The organism is Saccharomonospora sp. NPDC046836 (assembly GCF_040645195.1).
In the GTDB taxonomy this organism is placed as follows: Bacteria; Actinomycetota; Actinomycetes; order Mycobacteriales; family Pseudonocardiaceae; genus Prauserella_A.
Map to the genome: position 1 here is coordinate 1 of NZ_JBEYXW010000016.1, position 22,322 is coordinate 22,322.

Below are 22,322 nucleotides of genomic sequence, written 5' to 3' on the forward strand. Positions count from 1 at the left end.
CCGCTTCGCCATCTCAGCCACAAACGATCATGGCAACCCCAAACCCCGGCTCCGCCGGGGACCCACCACGCCACCACCGAAAGCGCGCCAGAGCCGTTTGCGGTACGGACCCGATCCGGTGGCGCTGGCGTCATGATCGGTCGGCTGCCTCGGCCGGCGGATCCCTTCGGGTAGGCCAAGGCGTCAGCGGCGCGTGGATCAGTGGCGGTGGGCGGGTACCCCGGGATGTGGCGGAGCTGCGGCGGCGATGTCGAGGGCGTGGAGAACTGCTTTCCGGCCAGCGCCGAGCCGGACTGCGTTAGCGAGGTGCAGCCGGAGGCGGGGCACGTAGCGACGCGCGGGGGTGGCGTCGCTGGCCATGGAGATCAGTTCCTTGACCACGGCGCGCGCCTGGCGGGTGCGCCAGGGGAGGGCGCAGTAGGCGAAGAACGCCTCGTACGCCTCCGGCGACATCCGCAGCAGCGCGTCGAGGAAGCCAGGGACCTCCCGCTCGAACTCGGCCCAGTACGGGTCGAGGCCCGGCAGCCGCTCTCGCAACGCCGTGCGCTCGGCATCCAGCGGTTCGTTGAGGTCGCCTCGTTGCCGCAGGATCGTGGCCAGTCGACGCGAGCCTTCCGTCAGCGTGTGCACACCGAGCCCGGACACGACCACGAGCGTTTCGTGCGCCTGGGCCGTGGTGGCGCCAGCATCGAGCGCTGCGCGGATCCGGTGATCGATACCGCCGGGATGCAGCGTCGCCACCGCCGCCCAGACCGTCGACACGTTCACGGAGATCCTGTTCGGTGGCCTCCTGCGCTCGTCCGAGAAGGACTAACGCGGTAGGTCGGCGGGGGCGGGGCCCTGGCCGGGCCAGGGGGCGCGCAGGTCACTGGTGAGCGAGGTCGCCACGTCCTCCTACCGTCCGACGTGGATGGTCGCGAGCTCTCGCCGTGTGATCTTCCAGCTCTCCGGCGTGCGGACGTAGTCGTCGAGGGTTCCGGACTCCGCCGTACACCGTGGTCCCGCCGCGGTCGAGTTCCAGGCGCGCGCCGACGACGCCGCTCGCGTGGTCGTCGTTTGGTGAACGTCAGCAGGGTGTAGTTGTGGGTATGCACGGTGGCGCCCATGTTCTTGCGGTCGTTCTCGATGAACTTGACGATCGCTGCGCGATCGGAGCCGCCCGAGAATCCACCGCCCATGACGAACTCGGCGTCCTCGGCGAAGGTCGACCCGAGTGTCTCCAGGTCGTTGTCGTCGGCGGCGATGAAGTAGCCGAGCACCGCTGGTTCTGGGACAAGTGGTTCATCCCGCACGGCCAGCAGTTCCCCAACGTGGTCATCGGCACCGCCGACGAGATCTCGCGCCAGATCGAGCAGGCACACGAGCGGCTCGGCTTCAACGAGTGCTTCCTCATGTTCGGCCAGGGCCACCTTGAGCCCGGCCGCAACAACGAGGAACTGGCCCGCTTCGCCGAAGAGGTGGCGCGAGATTATCCACAAAGGACAGTGAAGGAACCCTGGTTTAGCGCGCGAACACCGTCCACATCGACCATCCAAAAGAACCAGAAGGTGAGCCCGAGATCATGAAGAGCGGAATCTTCCACGTCCCGTACATGCGCCCAGAGCGCTCACCGCGCGAAGTGTTCGACTACTCCGGCCTCTCGCCGATCTCGTTCTTCGGTGGGCTGGACATCGCGCGCTCGCACTGGGACACCTACGCCAAGGGGGCCGCCGCCAAGGGGTACGCGGCCGACCGCTGCCGGTTCCGCATCTGTCGTGACATCGTCGTCGCCGACACGGACAAGGAAGCCAAACGGATCGCGATCGAGGGCGGGCTCGGCCACTGCTGGCGTCAGTACCTCGTGCCGGTCTACAAGACCTTCAACATCCTTGACGGCTACATCGACGGCACCGACATCGACGCGGCAGACATCGACCTGGACTTCATCGCCGAGCACGTGTGGATCTGCGGCTCGCCCGAGACCGTGATCGAGAAGATGGCCGAGGACACCGGCGGGTTCGGCCAGATCGTGATGAACACCCACGACTACGTCGAGGACCCCAAGCCGTGGATCGCGTCGATGCACCGCATCGCCAAGGAGGTTGTGCCCAAGGTGCGCGGTACCGTGCAGGTGAGCTGAGCCTGACGACGGCAGTGAGGGCCACCGACGCAAGCACAGTGGCCCTCACTGCGTTCAACACCTGTCTTGACGAGCGTGAGATCACCACTTATGGTCCTTCCTAATCGTTTAGCCCTAATCGTTTAGGAGACGGCAGGTGGCGAAGAAGCCGACGCTACGGGACGTCAGTCGTGCCTCGGGACTGTCGATCTACACCGTCTCGCGCGCGCTGAGCAACGCCGACGGCGTCTCCCCGGCGAGCCGGGAGCTCGTCCTGAAAGCCGCTCGTGAACTGGGCTACGTGCCGAACCGGGCCGCGCAGGAGCTGCGGAAGAACACCCGCAGCTCGGTCGCGGTCATCACGGCGAGTACCTCGAACTACTACTACATCGACCTGATGAAGGGCATCCAGCGGACACTGCGCGCCTCCGGCAGGACCGCCGTCGTCGCCGACATCGCCGTCGAGGGCTACCACACCGCCGAGCACGAGGACGCCACGGTGCAGCACCTCATCCAGTCCCGGACCGCGGGTGTCATCTCGACGCTGCCGCTCAGCCCGCACAACACGCGGCTGCTCGCAGACTGGGACATCCCGCTGGTATTCGTCGACTCCCAGCCGCTCGACAACACGCGCATCCCGAGCGTCACCACCGACAACTTCTCCGCGAGCATGAGGGTCGGTGCTCACCTCGCCGAACACGGCTATACCGACTGGCTCTTCCTCGTCTACCCCGCGCTCTGGTCCACCCGGCTCGAACGCGAGCGGGGGATCAGGGAGGCCGCTCGCAGGCACGGCGCGGCGCTCACCATACTCGAGAGCGAGAACGACTCGGCCTCCGCCTACGCCACTCTCGCGGCCCACCTCGACCAGGGCGGTGGCACACCCCCACGTGCCGTCATCGCCGGTAACAACCCGATGGCGCACGGCACCCTGCATCTGTTCAGCGATCGCGGGGTGAGGGTTCCCCACGATGTCGCGATCATCGCCTACGACGAGTTCGCCTGGGCATCCCTGCTGGACCCGCCGCTGACCGTGCTGAACGAGGACAGCGAGCACATCGGCGTGCTGGCCGCGCGGACCCTCACGCGCATCATCGATGAGCAGGTCGAGGCCGAGCGCCGCGGTGACCAGCCCACCCCCGCCTACCGGCCTGAAGACCGCCAGGAGGTGAGCGCCGATCTCATCATCAGGCGATCCTGCGGCTGCTGACCTGCCGCGCGCATAACCCAGAACCACCCCAGCGAGCCGCTCCCGGCGGCGGGCTCGCCAGCCCCTTACGCCCTCAATCCTCAATCCCTCAACGAGGAGGTACTCCATGAAACGTCGCACGCCCACAGTCACCGCCTTGGCCATCGCCGCGATGACCGCACTCGCCCTGACCGGCTGCACCTCCGGCGACGCCGATACCGCTGCTGCCAAACCCGAGAAGATCGCCTCGATCGGGCTCATGGTCCAGGACATGTCCAACCCGTTCTTCTCGGCGATGGACAAGGGAGCCAAGCAGGCCGCGCAGAAGATCGGCGCCACCATCAACACCCAGGACGCGCAGCTGGACCTGGCCAACCAGAACAACCAGATCGACGCGTTCATTCAACAGGGAGTCGATCTGATCGTCGTCAGCGCGGTGGACGAGAGCGGCCTCGAGCCGGCGATCCAGCGAGCCAAGCAGGCCGGCATCATCGTGATCGCCGTCGACACCCCTGCCAAGGGAGCCGATGCCGTCGTCATGACCGACGCGGTGCAGGCCGGAACGAAGTCCTGCACCTACCTGTTCGAGCAGCTGGGTGGCAAAGGCAACATCCTGCTCGTCGACGGCACGCCCATCCAGACCATCCGCGACCGGATCACCGGCTGCCGCAACGCCATGAAGGAGTTCCCTGGCATCAAGGCCGTCGGCCAGCAGGCATCCAAGAACGACCGCGCCTCCGGGCTCGCCGTGACCACCGACATGCTCACCGCGACACCGGATGTGCAGGGGATCTTCGGCATGAACGACCCCTCGGCACTCGGCGCGGTGCTCGCGGTGGAGCAGGCGGGCCGCGGCGACCGGGTGAAGGTGACCGGCGTGGACGGCAGCCCCGAAGCGGTCTCCGAGCTCCAGCGCGGGGGCTCGCCGTTCATCGGTACCGCCACCCAGAATCCGGCGGAGATGGTGCGCACGGCGGTTCGCGTCGCACAGGACATTGTGGACGGGAAGCCGCCGAAGGAGCACACCATCCTGATCCCGAGCGAGCTGGTGACCCGGGACAACGTCAAGGAATACCAAGGCTGGTAGTCCGATGTCGGGTAACCTGCGCACTCCATTGCTGCGGCTGGCGGGAGTGACCAAGAGCTTCGGCGCCACCGTCGCGCTCCGCGGCGTCGACTTCGAACTGCGTGCGGGCGAGGTGCACGCGCTGCTCGGCGAGAATGGTGCGGGCAAGTCGACGCTGATGAAGATCCTCGCCGGAAACGAGCAGCGGGACGCGGGGCGGATCCTGCTCAATGGCGCGGAGATCGAGATCCGAACACCCGCGGAGGCCCGGCAGCACGGCATCGCCATCATCCACCAGGAGCTGAACACGCTCCCGAACCTGACGGTGGCCGAGAACCTCGCCCTGGGACAGGAGCCGCGGACCGCCTACGGCTCGCTCGACCGGCGGGCGATGATCCGTGGCGCGCGGGAGAAACTGGCCCGCATCGGTGCCGACATCGACCCGCGCAGGCCACTGGGAGCGCTGAGCGTGGGCATGCAGCAGCTCGTGGAGATCGCCCGTGCTGTCAGCGAGGACGCCAGGATTCTCGTGCTCGACGAGCCCACCGCCGCCCTGTCCAGGGCGGAGGCGCTGCGCCTCTACGAGGTGATCGAGGAGATGCGTGGCGCCGGGGTGGGAATGATCTACATTTCCCACCGCATGGAGGAGGTCTGGCAGCTCGCCGACCGTGTCACCGTCTTCCGGGACGGCGGGTACATCGGCACCAGGGACCGGGAGGAGGTCCGCCCTGCCGACGTTGTGCGCATGATGGTGGGGCGCCCCGTCGACGACCTGTACCAGCACCGCGCGCGGAAGCCGGGCGAGGTCGTGCTCGACGTGGCTGGGCTGACCGGTGACGGGGTCGGCCCTGTCAGCTTCCGGGTCCGCGCAGGTGAGGTCGTCTGCCTCGCCGGGCTCGTCGGCTCCGGCCGCACCGAGGTCGCCCGGCTCGTCTTCGGAGCCGATCGGCCCCGCGCCGGTTCGGTCGGAGTCGGCGGCCGGACCGTCACACCCCGCACGCCCCGCGAGGCAATCCGCGCCGGTATCGCGATGGTGCCGGAGAGCCGCAAGGACCAGGCGTTGTTCCCGCAGCTGGCCGTGGAGGACAACATCGCTGTCAGCTCGCTCGGTTCCCACGTCACCGCGGGTGTGCTGCACCGGCGCCGGATCCGCGACGGTGTCACGACCACATTGGACCGGCTGCGCCTGCGGCGCGGCGCGCTACGCCTACCTGTGGTCGCGCTGTCCGGCGGGAACCAGCAGAAGGCAGTGCTCGCGCGCTGGCTCCTGCGCGACTCCGCGGTACTGATCCTCGACGAGCCGACCCGGGGCGTCGACATCGGAGCCAAAAGCGAGATCTACGAACTGATCAACGAACTGACCGACCGTGGCAAGGCTGTCCTCGTCGTCTCGTCCGACCTGCCCGAGGCGATCGGCATCAGCGACCGCGTCCTCGTCATGCGTGGCGGGCGCATCGTGCACGAGCTCGACTCCCAGCACGCAACCGAGGAGGACGTCATGTTCCACGCCACCGGCACGGCGGCAGGCTCCACCGGAGTGACCCATGACTGAGCGCACCCTTGACACCACCGAACCCACTGGCGCGGCGGCACCCGAGCCCCCGCGCGCGTTCGACTTCGCGTACTGGTGGGACCGCGTCGGCATCCTCGTCGTCCTGATCGCCCTTGTAGCGCTCATGGCGGTGATCGCACCGAACTTCGCCTCGGTGGACAACCTGTTCAACATCGCCCGCTCGATCGCGATCAATGCCATCCTCGCAGCCGGGCTCACGTTCGTGATCCTCACCGCGGGCATCGACCTGTCCGTCGGCTCGATCCTCGCCGTGTCCGGTGTGGTCGCCGTGCTCACCGCCGTGGCAGGGCTGCCCGCACCGGTCGCCATCCTGCTCGGCGTCCTCGCCGGCGCGGCAGCCGGTTTGCTGAACGGCGTGCTCACCGCCTACCTCTCGCTGGCAGCGTTCATCGTCACGCTGGGCTCCATGACGTTCCTGCGCGGGCTCGCCTACACGATGACCGACGGGCAGCCCATCGTCGACAACAGACTGAGCTTCCGCGACATCGGAAACGGTTACCTCGCCGGGATCCCGGCACCCGTCGTGATCATGGTGTTCGTCTATCTGGTCGCGTGGTTCCTGCTGGAACGCACCCGCTATGGGCGGCACGTGTACGCGGTCGGCGACAACGCCGAGGCCGCGCGGCTGGCGGGGATCAACGTCAAGCGGGTCATCACGTCGGTGTACGTGCTGGCCGGGGCCTGTGCCGGGCTGGCAGGGGTCATCTTCGCGGCCCGGGTCGTCTCGGCACAACCGACCGCGGGCACCAGCTACGAGCTGGACGCGATCGCAGCCGTCGTGCTCGGCGGGACCAGCCTGATGGGCGGCAGGGGCCGCATCCTCGGCACGCTCATCGGCTCGATCATCCTGGGCGTGCTCAGCACCGGGCTCATCCTGATGAACGTTCCGTTCTTCACCCAGCTGCTCATCAAGGGAGCGGTGATCATCGTCGCGGTTGCGATCGACAGCCTCAAACGGCGATCCCTGAGGTTGCGCCGCCGCGCGCCGAAAGTGCCCACGGCGGCGGGGGCCTGACCCCACCCGCCTGCCATCGTGAACAGGAGAGGAGCCAGCGACGTGTCCTGCACCGTCGTCGTCACCGACACCCAGCCCGGTCCACGCATCCACGAACCCGTGACCTTCACTGTCCACAGTGAACTCGATGGTGACTTGTGGCTGGCGCGCACCCCGGGCGGCGAGCGGGTGCTGTGTCAGCGGTTGACCGCGGGCGCGCAGCCGGGCCGGACGAACTTCGTCGCCGTGCTGTCCTTCCAGGGCAGCACCGAGTTCACCCTGATCGGCCCCGTCGAGGACACCGGTGCGGGCATACGCGCGCTCGATCCGCGTGAGCCCGACGCCTTCGCCCGGCTGGACACCGGCTACTTCGACCTCGAGCTGTGCACCGGCACCGCGCAGGGAACCGGCTCGTCGAAGTGGGGCATCCGGCATTTCCGGTCGTTGCACGAGGGCGTCGACCTGCTGCCCTCCGGCAACAACGCGATCGGCGGCTTCTACGGCCCGTTCTTCACCCCGGAGAACGGGCTCATCAACCCGCCGGAGCACACGACCGTGGAAATCGAGGTCGTCGAGCGAGGACCGGTCCTGCACCACTACCGCATGCACGGCACGGTGCCGGACGGGCTGCTGGATGAGCTCAAAGGCAAGACGTTCTCCATCGACTGGCGGTTCACCCACGGCACGCCCTACTTCAACCGGCGTTACCGGGTGGACGACTTCCAGATTGTCGTCAACGGCCGGTCGGTGACCAACAAGATCACCGTGGGCGACGAGTTCGAGGGCGGGCGGGGGCAGCTCGTTTTCGACCGCTTCGAGTCCTATGCGGACACTCATTACCGCTCGGGTGACCCGTACGCCGAGGAACTGGTCGCCATGGTCACCGACACGCTCGCCACCTCCGAATCGGAGAGCAGCCGGTTCAAGGAGTTCCGTGCGCAGCTCGACGGCGACATGACGGCCGCGCACTGGGACCTGTACTGGCGGCTGTTCTGTGCCTGGGAGCAGGCCCTCGACCACGACGAGATCCGCAGCAGGCTCGCACACGTCCGCGCAGCGGCACATGTCCGGGCGGATGTGCCTGGGCGCGCTTGGACGCACGCGACCGGACCGGTCGACGTCTCGGCGGTACCGGACGCGACGATCTTTCCCGGCCCCGCCTCGAAGACGGCCGAGTTCCACACAGGCACGAAGCGGGCGATGGTGTGGTGGACTTCCGCGCCGTCCGGCGCATTCCAGATCGTCCAGCGCCGCGAGTCCGGCTGGGTCAACTGGGGCTCCAACGGCGAGAACGAATGCCCGGAGCTGCCCGTCGGTGTGGAGATCAAGACGGCGTACGGCCTGTTCGCCGACACCTGGCGCACGGTCGCCGACCAGCTGGCCGGCCCGCCCACTGTGCACATCAGAGGGTGACCAAGCCCTGCCTGTTCAGCCTCGTCCGCTGTTTCGGGTCGACAGGGCCGGCGTGAGACCGACGAGCCGCGCGCTCTCGTCCCAGAGTTGGTCACAACGCGCGACATCGGTGGTGTGCGGTGCGGTCGGCACCTGCTTCCGCCGGACGAAGAACTTTCCGGTGACTCCGTCGACCTCCGGCGCTGTCGCAAGCCAGGCGGGAGTATCGGCGCCGGTGTCGGGGCCGGACAGGAACGGCTTCGACAGAAGGTTGAGCAGGCGCAAGGTACCGCCGATATTCTGGTCGAGCCCGGTTCCCTTGATGATTCCGGGGTGCGCGCCGTTCACGGTGATGCGTGTGTTGGTGAGGCGGCGGGCGAGGGCGTAGACGAACATCGCGTTCATGTTCTTGGTTCGTCCATATGCGACGAACGGCTTGAAGCTGGGCGCGATTCCCAGCCCACGCCCGGTTGCGCAGTCCAGGTCGGTCAGATCGACCGGCACCCGCGTCAACCCGGTCGGCGATGCGCCCACGACGATGAACCGTGCGGGTCGCTGCCCGATGGGCTCGATCAGCGAGCGCATCAGCAGATACGGCGCCAGATGGTTGGTGGCGAGGGTTGGCTGGATCCCCTCGGGCGTGCGGTCCCGGATCCCGGCGATGGTCGCCGCGTTGCTGATCACGATGTCCGGCACGACGTCGGCGGCCAGGCGCTCGGCGAGAGCACGCACATCACCGAGCAAGGACAGATCCGTCCGCTCCAGCTTCACCTCGGCGCCGGGCACCGCGGCGGTCACGCGCCGCCGTGCCGCGTTGAGCCGTTCGTCGCTCCGGCCGACCATGACGACGGTCATTCCCTCGGCTGCCAGCCGCCGTGCGATTGCTTCCCCGATGCCGGATGTGGCACCGGTGACCACAGCCCGCTTCCCTTGGTTCATGACGTGCTCGCCCCTCCAACTTAGGTTGACACTGTCAACCTAGCCGGATGAGTTGACAGTGTCAACCGCGCACGCGCAGGCCGTCGAAGGCCACCGTGGTCACCGCGTCCGCCAGCGTGGCCGCATCGACGCCGCCCCGCGGCCGGTACCACTCGACCAGCGAGTTGACCATGCCGAACAGCAGACGAGCGGAGGTCGCGGGGTCGATGTCGGGGCGCAGGTCACCATCGGCCGCGGCCTTGCTGACCAGATCGGTGACGATCTGGTCGAACTCCCGGCGCCGGGCCAGCGCGGCCTTCTCGGCCTTGGTGTTGCCCCGCACTCGTAGGAGCAGGGTCACGAACGGCAACTGCTCGACCAGCACGCCGACGCTTGCCCGCACGAGGTGCTCGAGCTTGTTGATGGCGCGTTCCTCCATCGCGTCGAGCTTGGCCACTTCCGTGAACAGCCCGTCCAGGCCGCGGTTCACGGCCAGCTCCAGGAGCTCCTCCTTGCTGCGCACATGGTGGTAGATCGCGGACTTGGTGATGCCGAGCTGGCGGGACAGGTCCTCCATGCTGGTGCCGTCGTACCCGCGCTCGTTGAACAGTCTGACCGCCACCGCGAGCAGGGACTCCAGGTCGTATCCGGGCCTGCCTCGTTTGGCGGCTCGGTTGCGCGGTGACTCGGTCATGGCCGCATTATCGCAATGCCACCATCACCGCTTTCGTTCTCTACGGCTGCACGCTAGCATTAATTCCTGAACGTTCGGTTGGTAAATCTGGGAGAGCGAGGAACGATGCCCCAGCATTCGACGACGATGCTGCGTAGCTACGTCAGCGGCGGCTGGCGGACCGGCGAGGGCGAGGGAGCGCCGCTGCACGACGCCGTGACGGGCGCCGAGGTCGCACGGATCTCCTCGGCTGGCATCGACATGGCCGCCGCGCTCGACCACGGCAGGCGGGTCGGTGGGCCTGCGTTGCGGGAGCTGACCTTCCACCAGCGGGCAGCGCTGCTCAAGGCGCTGGCCTCGCGCCTGCGTGAACATCGCGCCGAGCTGTATGAGCTGTCCGCGAAGACCGGCGCTACGCTGGGCGACTCGAAGTTCGACGTCGACGGCGGCATCGGCGTGCTGTTCGCCTACTCCAGCAAGGGCAGGCGCGAGCTGCCGAACGACACCGTCTACGTCGATGGGGGCGTCGAGCCGCTGAGCAAGGGCGGCACGTTCCTCGGCCAGCACATCGCCACCCCGCTGCGCGGCGTCGCGGTCCAGATCAACGCGTTCAACTTCCCGGTCTGGGGCCCGCTGGAGAAGTTCGCGCCCGCGTTCCTGGCGGGGGTGCCGAGCCTGGTCAAGCCGGCCAGCCAGACCGCTTACCTCACCGAACGGCTCGTCGAGCTGGCCATCACCTCGGGCCTGATCCCCGAGGGCACGCTGCAGCTGATCTCCGGCAGCGCAGGCGATCTGCTCGAGCACCTCACCGAGCAGGATCTGGTGTCGTTCACCGGCTCGGCCTCGACAGCGCAGAAACTGCGCACCCACCCGGCGATCGTGCGCAACGCCGTGCGGTTCAACGCCGAGGCCGACTCGCTCAACCTGTCGATCCTCGGCCCGGATGCCGCTGCCGGTACGGCCGAGTTCGACCTCTACGTCAAGCAGCTGGTCACCGAGATGACCGTCAAGGCAGGCCAGAAGTGCACCGCGATCCGGCGTGCGTTCGTCCCGGCGAACCTCATCGACGACATCGTCGACGCCGCGCGTGAACGGCTGGCGAAGGTGACGATCGGTAACCCGGCCAACGCCGAGGTGCGTATGGGCGCGCTGGCCAGCCTCGAACAACGCGAAGAGGTCCGGCGCTCCCTCAAGGCACTCCAGGACGCGGCCACCGTCGTGTTCGGCGACCCGGAGCGGGTCGAGGTCATCGACGCCGACGCCGAGCGAGGCGCGTTCCTCTCACCGGTGCTGCTGAAGGCCGGCGACCCCGAACGTGCCGAACCGCACGAGGTCGAGGCCTTCGGTCCCGTCTCCACACTGCTGCCCTACACCTCCACCCAGCAGGTCATCGAGCTGGCCGCGCGCGGCCATGGCAGCCTCGCCGGGTCGATCGTCACCGGTGACGCCGGCTTCGCCCGCGAGGTGGTCCTCGGTGTGGCGCCCTGGCACGGGCGCCTGCTGGTGCTCGACACCGACGACGCCGGGGAGTCCACCGGTCACGGCTCACCGCTGCCGCAGCTCGTCCACGGCGGTCCCGGTCGTGCCGGCGGCGGCGAGGAGATGGGCGGCATCCGCGGCGTCCTGCACCACATGCAGCGCACCGCTGTACAGGCCAGCCCGGTGGTGCTCTCGGCCGTTACCGGCCGGTGGGTCGAGGGTGCTCCGCGGACCGGGGGAGACGTGCACCCGTTCCGGAAGTCGTTGGCGGAGCTGAAGATCGGCGACTCGGTGGTGGCCGGGCCACGAACCGTGACGCAGGCCGATGTCGACCATTTCGCCGAGTTCACCGGCGACACCTTCTACGCCCACACCGACCCGGAGGCCGCGGCCGCGAACCCACTGTTCGGCGGCATCGTGGCCCACGGCTACCTCGTCGTGTCCTTCGCGGCGGGCCTGTTCGTCTCGCCCGAGCCCGGTCCGGTGCTGGCCAACTACGGCCTGGAGAACCTGCGCTTCCTGACCCCGGTCAAACCTGGTGACGAGTTGACGGTGACCCTGACGGCCAAGCAGATCACGCCCCGCGAGAACGCCGGCTACGGCGAGGTCCGCTGGGACGCCGACGTGACCAACCAGAACCAGGAGTCCGTCGCCAAGTACGACGTGCTCACCCTGGTGGCCAAGGAGAACTCGTGACCGCCACCATGTCCGAAAAGGACCTCGAGGCCCACTTCGAGCACACGCTCGCCAGGGACCAGCGGATCGAACCGCGGGACTGGCTGCCCGAGGGCTACCGCAGGACGATGATCCGCCAGATCGCGCAGCACGCGCACTCGGAGATCATCGGGATGCAGCCCGAAGGCAACTGGATCACCCGCGCGCCCTCGTTGCGGCGCAAGGCGATCCTGCTCGCGAAGGTGCAGGACGAGGCCGGGCACGGGCTCTACCTGTACTCGTCGGCGGAAACCCTGGGCGCCGACCGTACCGACCTGACCGAGAAGCTGATCACCGGCCGGCAGAAGTACTCGTCGATCTTCAACTACCCCACACTGTCGTTCGCCGACGTCGGCGTGATCGGGTGGCTCGTCGACGGCGCGGCGATCTGCAACCAGGTTCCGTTGTGCCGCAGCAGCTACGGCCCCTACGCGCGGGCGATGATCCGCATCTGCAAGGAGGAGTCCTTCCACCAGCGGCAGGGCTACGAGCTGCTGATGACGATGATGAAGGGCACCGACGGCCAGCGTCGCATGGTGCAGGACGCGGTGGACCGGTTCTGGTGGCCGTCGCTGATGATGTTCGGCCCGCCCGATGCGGACTCGCCGAACACCGCGCAGTCGATGGCATGGAAGATCAAGCGGCACACCAACGACGAGCTGCGGCAGCGCTTCGTCGACATGACCGTGCCGCAGGCCGACGTGCTCGGCGTGACGCTGCCGGACCCCGAGCTGACGTGGAACGCCGAGCGCGGGCACTACGACTTCGGCCAGGTGGACTGGTCCGAGCTCAAGCAGGTCATCTCCGGCAACGGGCCGTGCAACACCGAACGCATCGCCCGCAGGAGGCAGGCACACGAGGACGGCGCGTGGGTCCGCGAAGCCGCGGCCGCGCACGCGCGCAAGGCGGCGGAGGCGACAGCGTGAACGAGAACGAGTGGCCGCTCTACGAGGTGTTCGTGCGTGGCAAGCGCGGCCTCAACCATGTGCATGTCGGGTCGCTGCGCGCGGCCGACGACCAGATGGCCCTGCACAACGCCCGTGACCTCTTCACGCGGCGCAACGAGGGCGTGAGCATCTGGGTCGTCAAGGCCGCCGACATCACCGCGTCCAGCCCGGACGAGAAGGACCCGTTCTTCGCGCCGTCGGGCGACAAGGTGTACCGGCACCCGACCTTCTACGACATCCCCGACAACGTCCCCCACATGTGAGCCCGAGATGTCCTTCGACAACGCCTACGAGGCACTCGCCGACGCTCACGACGACTCACGCTGGGCGTTCGGCACCGGGTTCTCCGACCCGCTGTCCGGTGTGGACACCTCGGTACCGTCCGGTGTGGATGGTGCCGACCTTGCCGCCTACTGCCTGATGCTCGGTGACGACGCGCTGATCTTCTCGCACCGGCTGCAGCAGTGGTGCACGCACGCGCCCGAGCTGGAGGACGAGGTCGCGATCGCCAACATCGGGCTGGACCTGCTCGGCCAGGCCCGGTTGCTGCTGGCCCGCGCCGGTAAGGCGGACGGTACCGACCGCGGCGAGGACCATTTCGCGTTCCTCCGCGACGAGCACGAGTTCCGTAACGTCCGGCTCGCCGAGCTCGAACGGGGCGACTTCGGGCAGCTGATCGCTGTGCTGCTGGTGTACTCGACCTGGCGGCTCGCGTTGTTCCAGGCCCTGACGGCGTCGCAGGATCCGGTTCTCGCCGCGATCGCGGACAAGGGCGTCAAGGAGCTCACCTACCACCGCGACTACGCCGCCTGGTGGGCGGTGCGGCTCGGCGACGGTACCGCGTTCTCGCACGAGCGCATGCGGGCCGGGCTGGCCGGGATCTGGCCGTTCGTCGAGGAGCTGTTCGCCCCGCACGAGATCGAGTCGCGGCTGGCGCGGGCCGGTGTCGCGGCAGATCCGGCGGCGGCGCGCGCCGAGTTCGACAGCGTGCTGGAGCAGGTGTTGCAGGCGGCGACTCTGCGCAGGCCCGAGACCGCGGGCAGGGCCGGGGTCGCCGGCCGTACCGGCCGCGGCGGCAGGCACACCGAGGCCATGGGCTACCTGCTGGCGGAGCTGCAGAGTGTCGCCCGTGCCCACCCGGAGGCGACATGGTGACCGCACGAGCCATCGCGGAGACCGTCCGCGATCCCGAGCTGCCGATGCTGACGCTGGCCGATCTCGGCGTGCTGCGCGAGGTGTCCGAATCGGACGGCACGGTCACCGTGTCGATCACGCCGACCTACACCGGCTGCCCGGCCATGGACACCATGCGCGACGACCTGGTGCACGCGCTGCAGGGCGCCGGGTACTCCCGCGTCGAGGTGCGCATGGTGCTGCACCCGGCGTGGAGCACCGACTGGATCACCGGCAACGGCCGCCGCAAGCTCGCCGCGGCCGGCATCGCCCCGCCGGGCAGCGCGCCGCGGCCTGCGCCAGGGCCGGTCCGGCTGACGCTCGCCCCGTCGGTGCGACAGGTGAGCTGCCCCCGGTGCGGTTCGGCCGACACGGAGCTGGTGTCGGAGTTCGGGGCCACCGCGTGCAAAGCGCTGCTGCGGTGCCGCTCGTGCCACGAACCCTTCGAACACGTCAAGGAGATCTGAGGTGACCGCGAGCACGAGGTCCAGGTTGCGGGGCGACTTCCACACCCTCACCGTCGCCGAGGTGACCCCGCTGTGCGACGACGCGGTCGCGGTGACCTTCGACGTGCCGCCGGAGCTGGCGGAGTCCTACGCGTTCCGGGCGGGACAGTCGCTGACGTTGCGCCGTATCGTCGACGGCAGGCAGGAGCGCCGGGCCTACTCGATCTGCGCACCGGAGGGCAGCGCGCCCCGCATCGGGGTGCGGGAGGTGCCGGACGGGCTGTTCTCCAGCTGGCTGGTCCGCCGGGTGCGGCCCGGTGACGAGATCGAGGTCGGTACCCCGACCGGGAAGTTCACACCCGACGGGGCGGCCGCGCACCATGTGCTGATCGCCGCGGGATCGGGCATCACGCCGGTGCTGTCGATCGCCGCGACCGTTCTGCGCGACCCGGCCGTGGCGGTCACCGTGTTGTACGGCAACCGTCGTACGGACACGGTGATGTTCGCCGACGAGCTGGCCGATCTCAAGGACCGTTACCCGGACCGGCTCGAACTGGTGCATGTGCTCTCCCGGGAACCGCGTGAGGCGGAGTTGTTCACCGGGCGCCTCGACGGCGAGAAGCTCACCGCGCTGCTGGCGTTGGTGCCCGACGTCGGCGCGGTGGGGCATTGGTGGCTCTGCGGTCCTTTCGGGATGGTCACCGTCGCGCGGGATCGCCTGCGCGAGGCGGGTGTCCCGGCCGAGCGCATCCACCAGGAACTGTTCTATGTGGACGATGTGCCACCGGAACCGGTGCGGCACGAGGAGGCACCGGTCGAGGGGCTGACGAGCGAGGTCACGATCGTCCTCGACGGGCGTTCCACCACCACAGCGCTCTCACGGGAGATCCCGATCCTCGACGGCGCACAGCGGGCCCGCCCGGACCTGCCGTTCGCCTGCAAGGGCGGCGTCTGCGGCACCTGCCGTGCCAAGGTCACCACCGGCAAGGCGGACATGCGCCGCAACTTCGCGCTCGAGCCGGCCGAGGTCGCGGCCGGTTTCGTGCTGACCTGCCAGTCGCTACCGTGTTCGGAGACTCTCACCGTCGACTTCGACGCCTGAACCTCCACAAGGGCAAGCGGTACTTAAGGCGGACATGCGGTCATTGACCGGTGACCGCTACCGAGTCGCCGACCGTGCGGGAGCGCAGCCGCTGGATCGTGCTCACGCTGATGGGCCTCGCGCTCTGCGTGGTGGTGCTGAACAACTCCGCCATGAACGTCGCGATACCCGCGCTGATGCGCGATCTCGGCGCGGACCTCACCGCCGTGCAGTGGATCATCGACAGCTACTCCATCGTGTTCGCCGGCCTGCTGATCGTGGCGGGAGTCTGGTCAGACCGATGGGGCCGTAAACGGCTGACGCTCGGGGGGCTGGCGGTGTTCGGTGCGGCCTCGGTGCTGGCGGCGTTCGCCACCAGCACCGCCGAGCTGATCGCGCTGCGCGCGGTTCTCGGTGCGGCGGCGGCGTTCGTCATGCCCGGCACGCTCGCGATCCTGCTGCACACCTTCGACCGGACGGAGCGGCCCAAGGCGATCGCCGCCTGGAGCGGCATCGCCGCACTGGGCGTTGCGCTGGGCCCGGTGCTGGGCGGGCTGATGGTCGACGAGTTCGGCTGGTCCGCGGTGTTCTGGCTCAACGTGCCGCTCGTCGTCGGCGTCGTGGTGGCGAGTCTCGTCGTCGTGCGGGAGTCCGCCGACCCGGCCGCGCCACCGACCGACGTGCGCGGCGCCGTGCTGTCGGTGCTGACCATCGGGGCACTCGTGTTCACCGTGATCGAGCTCGGGGCGCCGGCGACTCCCTCCGGTGTCGTGGTGGCGGGCGGGCTGGTGGCCATCGTCGCCGCGGTCGCGTTCGTGCGCAGGCTGCGGACGGCGCCGCACCCGTTGATCGAGGTGTCGTTGCTGCGCGACCGCCGGTTCGCCGGTGCCGCCGTGAGCAACATGTTGTTGTTCTTCGGCCTCGCCGGTGCACTCCTCGTACTCACCCAGCGGCTGCAACAACAACTGGGCATGAGCCCGTTCACGGCGGGGCTCGCCGTGGGACCGGTCGCCCTCACCGTCCTTGCGGCCACGGCGTTCTCGCCCGCGGTGGCTCAGCGCCTCGGTGCGCGGTGGGCTGTCGGCGCCGGGATGATCATGGCCGCGGCAGGACTGCTCATCCTGGGCTGGTGGGGCCACCAGTATCCGATCATCGTCGTGGCGCTGTCCGCGGTCGGGATCGGCTTCGGGCTGGCCACACCGGTGGCGACCAGCATGCTCGTGGCAAGCCTGCCCGATGACCGCGCCAGTTCGGGCTCGGCGGTCAACGACACCATGCAGGAACTCGGTTTCGCACTGGGCGTCGCGGTCGTCGGTGCCGTGTTGAACCGGGTGTTCCAGCACCGGATGCCGGACGCGTCGCTACATGCCGCGCTCGATCGCGCGGCCGTGGAGGGAACAGCGGTGGCCGAACAAGCGGGTACCGCTTTCGACATCGCCTCCGCGAGCGCCATGACGATCGGCGCGCTCATCACCTTGCTCGCGGCAGCGGTCGCGATCCGCCTGCTGCCGGGCAGGGCAGGCACGAAAAGCGCGCCCTAAGCGCCGCATCAGCCGCCCCGGCAAGGCTAGGGCGCAACCGCAATCCCGATCACCTCGCCTGGGAGAACGACATGCAGTGGGACAACATCTTCCTCGCCGGAATCGGCGTGTACCTGCCACCCGCGGTGTCCGCGGAGGACGCGGTGGCGGCGGGGCAGTACGACGCGGAGGAGTTCGCCGCCAACGGGATCACCTCGGTGCTGGTCGAGCCTGAGAAGGCCGCTCCCGAGATGGCCGTGCTTGCCGCGCGGGACGCCATCACGCACTCGGACGTCAACATCGCCGACATCCGCATGGTGTTCCACTCCAGCCTGTGGTACCAGGGCGTGGACATGTGGCCTGCAGCGTCCTATGTGGCCCGTTATGCCGTCGGTGAGCAGGTGACCGCGTTCGATCTGCAGCAGCAGTGCAATGCCGCCGTGGGAGCGATGGACCTCGCCGCGTCGCGGCTGGTGTTCGAGCAGGGCGGCGCCGCGTTGCTGACGACCGGCGACCGCTTCTGTCTGCCCGGGGTGGACCGGTGGCGCAGCGAGCGAGGGCTGCCCTACGGCGACGGCGGCACCGCGCTGCTGCTGTCGACCGAAGGTGGGTTCGCGCGGCTGCTGTCGACCGCGACGGTGTCCGACAACGGGCTGGAGCAGGTGCTGCGCGGCCCCCGGTTCTTCGACTCCTACCAGCGGGGCCCGCTGGACATCACCGCCCGCATCGAGCACCATTTCGCCACTCACGGTGGGATGCGCGCCTCGACCGTCCGGCTCGCCGAGGCCGTGCAGTCGGCCGTCGCGCAGGCGCTCGCCGAGGCCAAGACGGAGCTTGCCGACCTGCGCGGCGTCGTGATTCCCGCTGCGGGGCGCGCGAAGCTGGACTGGCAGCTCAGCCAGCTGGTCGGCGTCGGGGAGGAACAGACCACCTGGCCCTTCGCCCGGACCCATGGCCACATCGGCGCGGGAGACCAGTTCGCCGGGCTCCGGCACCTGCTCGTCACCGGCGTGGTCGGCGCTGGTGACCGGGTACTCGTCGTCGGCGGTGGTGCCGGGCTGACCTGCACCTGCGCCGTGGTGGAGATCCTCGACGGCCTGCCGCAGGCCACCGAGCGGACGTGGCCGCAGTGACCGTTGCCGGCACCACGGCAGCGGCTGGTGTCGCCGGGATACTGGATGAGGCGGCGCACCGGGATCCACACGCGCCCGCGGTCCGGGACGCGGCTGGTGCGTGGACCTACGCCGAGCTGCACATCGCCGCACAGGCCGTGGCCGGGGCGCTGCACCGGGCCGGGGTTCAGCGCGGCGACCGCGTGGTGCTGCGCTCGCGGAACCGGCGAGAGCTGCCTGCCGTGGTGTTCGGAGCACTGCGGCTGGGGGCGGTCCTGGTACCACTGAGCCCGCAGCTGCCCCCGGCGGGAGTGGCCACGGTGCTGACCGACGCCGAGCCCGCCGTTGTCCTCGCACCCGCAGGCGATGCGCTGGCGGCGAACTGCCCCGTGCTCGCCATCGAGGACATGGTGACCGCGCCACCGCTGTCGGAGGCGGCGCCGGTGACCGGCGAGGACATCGCGCTACTGATCTACACCTCGGGCAGCACCGGCGGCCCCAAGGGCGTGGTGTGCCCGCACTCGGCGGTGGACTTCGCGGCCCGCGCGATCGCCGCCCGCCTTGCCTACCGCGACAGCGATTCCGTGCTCGTCGGTTCGCCGATGTCCTTCGACTACGGTCTGTACCAGGTGTTCCTGGCCGCGCTGGCCGGTGCCGAGCTGGTGCTGGCCGACGCGGACGACCCGATCGGCATGGTCAAGACCCTGCGCGACACGCGTGCCACGGTGCTACCCACTGTGCCCTCGACGGCACGGATGCTGGCGCGGCTGGCCCGCCGCGGCGAGGTCGCCGACCACGTGCGGATGTTCACCAACACCGGCGCCGCACTGACCGCCGCCGACATCGCCGAGCTACGCGCGGTGTTCCCGAACGCTGCGGTCGTGGCGATGTACGGCATCACCGAATGCAAGCGGGTCACCATCGCCGAACCGGACGTCGACCGGCACAAGCCGGGTTCGGTGGGCACGGCGCTGCCCGGAACGTGCGTGGACGTCCTGGCCGACGACGGTACGCCCCTGCCCCCGGGCGAGCTGGGCGAGATCGTGGTCACCGGCCCGCACGTGATGCTGGGCTACCGGGGCGCCCCCGAGCTGACCGCGCACCGCTTCGACACCGATCCGGCCACCGGTGCCCGCCGGTTGCGCACCGGCGACTACGGCAGGCTGGACCCGGACGGGCACCTGTACTTCCACGGTCGCCGCGACGACCAGTTCAAGCGGCGCGGAGTGCGAGCGAGTGTGCTGGAGATCGAGGCCGCCGCGGCCACACTGGCGGGTGTCCACACGGTCGCCGTGCTTCCGCCCGAAGGCGAGCACGACCTGGAACTGGTCGCGGTCGCGGACCTCGACGGCGACGCCGTGCTGACCGGGCTGGCCGCACTGCTGGAACCCGCGAAGGTCCCCGCGCGCTGTCATCTCCTCGAGGCGCTTCCCCTGACCGCCAACGGCAAAACCGACAAGGCGCGGCTGCGTGAGCTCCTGCCGCCGCGGGAAGGGAGTTCGCTGTGATCTCTCCCGATCTGGCCACGGAACTGCTTGCCAGCTACGGCAGCCCGGCCTACGTCTACGACCTGGACCGCGTGCGGGCCGCGCTGGCCGACCTACGGGCCGCCGTTCCCGCCGAGGCCACACTGCTGTACTCGCTGAAGGCCAACCCGCACGAGGATCTCGTCGCCGCGTTGCTGTCCGGGGGCTGCCACGCCGAGGTGTCCTCGCCCGGTGAGCTGGCCACGGCGCTGCGCGCGGGCGCGGACCCGGCGGAGGCGTTCTACACCGGGCCGGGCAAGACCGCCGGCGAGCTGCGGACCGCGATCGCCGCCGGGGTCGCCACCTTCTCCGTCGAGTCGCTTGTGGACCTTCGCAGGGTCGGTGCGGTGGCGGTGGAGCTGGGCCGCGAGGTCGACTGTGTACTGCGGGTCAACGGTTCCGATGCCCCCGGCGACGCCGGGATGCGCATGACCGGCGCGGCCTCGCAGTTCGGCACCGACGTCGACGTCCTCCTCGACCGCAAGGCCGAGCTGGCTGGTGTTCGCGGCGCTCGGGTGGTCGGGTTCCACTTCTTCCCGCTGACCAACGCCGCCGACGAGCAGAGCCTGGTCACGGAGATGACGGCGAGCATCGCGACCGCGAGCACGCTCGCTGAGGCGCTCGGTATCGACGTGCGGGTGCTCGATCTAGGCGGTGGGTTCGCCTGCCCGTTCGCCGGGCCTGGTGAGCGGCCGCGTTACCAGAACCTCCGCGCGCCACTGGAAACCGCGCTGGATGAACGGTTCCCGGGCTGGCGGCAGGGCGCGCCGCGCGTGCTGTTCGAAAGCGGGCGGCATCTCGTCGGCGACAGCGGCACCCTGCTCTGCACGGTCACCGACGTCAAGGACAGCCGGGGCAGCCGGTTCGCCGTACTGGACACCGGCATCAACCATCTCGGCGGGCTGTCCGGCATCGGCAGGCTGCTGCCGTTGTCCGCGGTCCCGCTCCCGGTGGTGGCGGACGGTGTCGAGGCCGCGGACGATCCGGTGCCGACCCGGCTCGTGGGTCCACTGTGTACGCCGGCCGACACGCTCGGCAGGGGTACGGCCGAACTGCCGGCGCTGCGCGTGGGGCAGCACCTCGCCGTGCCGAACGTCGGCGCGTACGGTGCCACGGCCAGCCTGATCGGGTTCCTGTCCCGGCCCGCGGCCGCCGAGATCGTGCTCAGTGGGGGTGAGGTGGCCTCGGCCAGCAAACTCGCCCTGGTTCGCCAGCCCGTCACCGTCGAAGCCCCAGCAGGGCAGCGCGCAGAGGAGACCGAAGTGGACAGTGAAGCGATCGCGTGGGACAGCCGGTTCCCCGAGGTGCTCCGGTCGGTGCTGCCTCGCCTCGGCGAGGCCGTCACGGCCGAGGTCAGCCTGCGAGCGGCCGGGCTGGATTCGCTGGCGCTGGTGGATCTGCTGGTGCGGCTGGAGGAGGCCTATGACGTCACCATTCCGGATCACGAGCTGACTCCGGAAGCCTTCGCTACGCCCGGTGGGCTGTGGCAGCTCCTCGCCTCGGTGAGAGAACGCAGCTGAGCGGAAAGGGTGCTCCCCGGTATCCGGCAGGGCCCGGGGAGCGCCACCGCAAGCTTACGACGCAGCGGTATTGAGCTGGTGCCGGTCCAGCGAGGGGTCGGCGCTCAGCACCGCCTGGTGCAGTTGCTGGATGGGCCGGCACGGCTCAACGCCGAGCTCCTCACGCAGGCGGCTGCGGAGTTGCACGAAGCAGTTCAGCGCGTCGGCGCGCCGTTCCGAGCGGTAGAAAGCCAGCATCAGCTGCTTGTAGAAGGTCTCGCGCAGCGGGTAGTCGTGCACCAGGCGGATCAGCTCGGCGATCACCTCCCGGTGCCGTCCCAGCAGCAGGTCGATCTCCACCCGCAGTTCCAGTGCCGCCACGTACTCCTCGTCGAGGCAGGTGGCGAAGACACCGAGCATGGTGCCGGTTCCCTCGGCGAGACCGGCAAGCGCGGGACCCCGCCACAGCCCGAGTGCATGGCGTATGGTCGTGCCCGCCGCGGACAGCTCGCCGTGCTGCAGCTGGGACCTGGCGCGGCCCAGCAGCGGCTCGAACTCGGTCTGGTCGAACTCCGCGCCGATGAGCCGCAACGCGTAGCCGGGACCTTCGGTCACGATCGTGGCCGCGTTGTCCGTCACACTGGCCTGTGCCAGCTGGTTGCGCAACTGTGCCATGTAGACGTGTAGCGCCCCGCGCGCCTTCGCCGGAGGCCGGTCGCCCCAGATCTCCGAGATGAGGCTCGGGGTCGACACGATCTCACCCGCGCGGGACAGCAACGCCGCTAGCAGGATCCGCTTCTTGATCGCGCTCGGCAGCAGCGACCGTCTCTGTCCGTCAACGCAATCGACCACGGAAAGCGGTCCGAGAACTTCGAAGCGCACGCGAACTCCCTGTATTCAGTTCCCTGCTCGGGTATCGGCA

At 69.2% G+C, this 22,322-nt stretch carries 21 protein-coding genes; 16 read left to right on the forward strand and 5 right to left on the reverse strand.

Annotated elements, in window-relative coordinates; genetic code table 11:
* Positions 1 to 198: 198 nt before the first annotated feature.
* Together ABZ863_RS18935 and ABZ863_RS18940 are read right to left on the reverse strand one after the other, a co-directional pair.
* A complete protein-coding gene (locus ABZ863_RS18935; protein ID WP_358537143.1) occupies positions 199 to 768 on the reverse strand; it encodes a carboxymuconolactone decarboxylase family protein in 570 nt (189 codons plus the stop codon).
* Positions 765 to 1,409, reverse strand: a complete 645-nt coding sequence (locus ABZ863_RS18940; RefSeq protein WP_358537510.1) for a nuclear transport factor 2 family protein — start codon at positions 1,407 to 1,409, stop codon at positions 765 to 767. Before ABZ863_RS18940 ends, ABZ863_RS18935 begins: the two co-directional genes overlap by 4 nt.
* 152 nt (positions 1,410 to 1,561) lie before the next feature.
* Here ABZ863_RS18940 and ABZ863_RS18945 point away from each other — a divergent pair, with 152 nt between their 5' ends.
* From ABZ863_RS18945 to ABZ863_RS18970, 6 genes are all read left to right on the forward strand, one after another.
* Positions 1,562 to 2,119: a hypothetical protein gene (locus ABZ863_RS18945; RefSeq protein ID WP_358537145.1), complete on the forward strand. Its 558-nt coding sequence runs from the start codon at positions 1,562 to 1,564 to the stop codon at positions 2,117 to 2,119.
* A gap of 136 nt (positions 2,120 to 2,255) precedes the next feature.
* Positions 2,256 to 3,308 (forward strand): LacI family DNA-binding transcriptional regulator, encoded by a 1,053-nt coding sequence (locus ABZ863_RS18950; protein WP_358537148.1) that lies wholly within the window; start codon positions 2,256 to 2,258, stop codon positions 3,306 to 3,308.
* A gap of 106 nt (positions 3,309 to 3,414) precedes the next feature.
* Positions 3,415 to 4,374, forward strand: a complete 960-nt coding sequence (locus tag ABZ863_RS18955) for an ABC transporter substrate-binding protein (RefSeq protein ID WP_358537151.1) — start codon at positions 3,415 to 3,417, stop codon at positions 4,372 to 4,374.
* Between the two features lie 4 nt (positions 4,375 to 4,378).
* Positions 4,379 to 5,905 (forward strand): sugar ABC transporter ATP-binding protein, encoded by a 1,527-nt coding sequence (locus ABZ863_RS18960; RefSeq protein WP_358537153.1) that lies wholly within the window; start codon positions 4,379 to 4,381, stop codon positions 5,903 to 5,905.
* Complete coding sequence (locus ABZ863_RS18965) at positions 5,898 to 6,941, forward strand: ABC transporter permease (RefSeq protein WP_358537156.1); 1,044 nt, start codon at positions 5,898 to 5,900, stop codon at positions 6,939 to 6,941. The genes ABZ863_RS18960 and ABZ863_RS18965 overlap by 8 nt, the downstream gene beginning before the upstream one ends.
* Positions 6,942 to 6,983: 42 nt before the next feature.
* The gene (locus tag ABZ863_RS18970) at positions 6,984 to 8,333 is read left to right on the forward strand and encodes a hypothetical protein (RefSeq protein ID WP_358537158.1); all 1,350 of its coding nucleotides are present in this window, start codon (positions 6,984 to 6,986) and stop codon (positions 8,331 to 8,333) included.
* Between the two features lie 15 nt (positions 8,334 to 8,348).
* Here ABZ863_RS18970 and ABZ863_RS18975 read toward each other — a convergent pair whose 3' ends face one another.
* On the reverse strand, positions 8,349 to 9,251 hold the full coding sequence (locus ABZ863_RS18975; RefSeq protein WP_358537160.1) for an SDR family NAD(P)-dependent oxidoreductase: 903 nt from the start codon (positions 9,249 to 9,251) through the stop codon (positions 8,349 to 8,351).
* Between the two features lie 61 nt (positions 9,252 to 9,312).
* Positions 9,313 to 9,924: a TetR/AcrR family transcriptional regulator gene (locus tag ABZ863_RS18980; protein WP_358537162.1), complete on the reverse strand. Its 612-nt coding sequence runs from the start codon at positions 9,922 to 9,924 to the stop codon at positions 9,313 to 9,315.
* Between the two features lie 126 nt (positions 9,925 to 10,050).
* On the opposite strand from ABZ863_RS18980, the gene paaZ reads away from it, so the two are divergent.
* From paaZ to ABZ863_RS19030, 10 genes are all read left to right on the forward strand, one after another.
* Positions 10,051 to 12,078, forward strand: coding sequence for a phenylacetic acid degradation bifunctional protein PaaZ (paaZ, locus tag ABZ863_RS18985; protein WP_358537513.1), 2,028 nt, complete (start codon positions 10,051 to 10,053; stop codon positions 12,076 to 12,078).
* Between the two features lie 8 nt (positions 12,079 to 12,086).
* On the forward strand, positions 12,087 to 13,022 hold the full coding sequence (gene paaA / locus ABZ863_RS18990) for a 1,2-phenylacetyl-CoA epoxidase subunit PaaA (protein WP_358537516.1): 936 nt from the start codon (positions 12,087 to 12,089) through the stop codon (positions 13,020 to 13,022).
* Entirely contained in the window at positions 13,019 to 13,306 is a 288-nt protein-coding gene (gene paaB, locus ABZ863_RS18995; RefSeq protein WP_358537164.1) for a 1,2-phenylacetyl-CoA epoxidase subunit PaaB, read from the forward strand. The genes paaA and paaB overlap by 4 nt, the downstream gene beginning before the upstream one ends.
* Positions 13,307 to 13,313: 7 nt before the next feature.
* On the forward strand, positions 13,314 to 14,198 hold the full coding sequence (gene paaC / locus ABZ863_RS19000) for a 1,2-phenylacetyl-CoA epoxidase subunit PaaC (RefSeq protein ID WP_358537167.1): 885 nt from the start codon (positions 13,314 to 13,316) through the stop codon (positions 14,196 to 14,198).
* A complete protein-coding gene (gene paaD / locus ABZ863_RS19005; RefSeq protein ID WP_358537170.1) occupies positions 14,192 to 14,683 on the forward strand; it encodes a 1,2-phenylacetyl-CoA epoxidase subunit PaaD in 492 nt (163 codons plus the stop codon). The genes paaC and paaD overlap by 7 nt, the downstream gene beginning before the upstream one ends.
* A gap of 1 nt (position 14,684) precedes the next feature.
* Positions 14,685 to 15,764, forward strand: coding sequence for a 1,2-phenylacetyl-CoA epoxidase subunit PaaE (gene paaE / locus ABZ863_RS19010; RefSeq protein WP_358537173.1), 1,080 nt, complete (start codon positions 14,685 to 14,687; stop codon positions 15,762 to 15,764).
* 50 nt (positions 15,765 to 15,814) lie between these two features.
* Positions 15,815 to 17,284 carry an MFS transporter gene (locus ABZ863_RS19015; RefSeq protein WP_358537175.1) on the forward strand — a complete coding sequence of 490 codons (1,470 nt, stop codon included), beginning with the start codon at positions 15,815 to 15,817 and terminating at the stop codon, positions 17,282 to 17,284.
* A gap of 71 nt (positions 17,285 to 17,355) precedes the next feature.
* Entirely contained in the window at positions 17,356 to 18,396 is a 1,041-nt protein-coding gene (locus ABZ863_RS19020) for a ketoacyl-ACP synthase III family protein (RefSeq protein WP_358537178.1), read from the forward strand.
* Positions 18,384 to 19,883, forward strand: coding sequence for an AMP-binding protein (locus tag ABZ863_RS19025; protein WP_358537181.1), 1,500 nt, complete (start codon positions 18,384 to 18,386; stop codon positions 19,881 to 19,883). Before ABZ863_RS19020 ends, ABZ863_RS19025 begins: the two co-directional genes overlap by 13 nt.
* Positions 19,880 to 21,421: a phosphopantetheine-binding protein gene (locus tag ABZ863_RS19030; RefSeq protein ID WP_358537184.1), complete on the forward strand. Its 1,542-nt coding sequence runs from the start codon at positions 19,880 to 19,882 to the stop codon at positions 21,419 to 21,421. The genes ABZ863_RS19025 and ABZ863_RS19030 overlap by 4 nt, the downstream gene beginning before the upstream one ends.
* 54 nt (positions 21,422 to 21,475) lie before the next feature.
* Here ABZ863_RS19030 and ABZ863_RS19035 read toward each other — a convergent pair whose 3' ends face one another.
* A complete protein-coding gene (locus ABZ863_RS19035) occupies positions 21,476 to 22,282 on the reverse strand; it encodes an AfsR/SARP family transcriptional regulator (RefSeq protein ID WP_358537186.1) in 807 nt (268 codons plus the stop codon).
* Between the last annotated feature and the right edge of the window lie 40 nt (positions 22,283 to 22,322).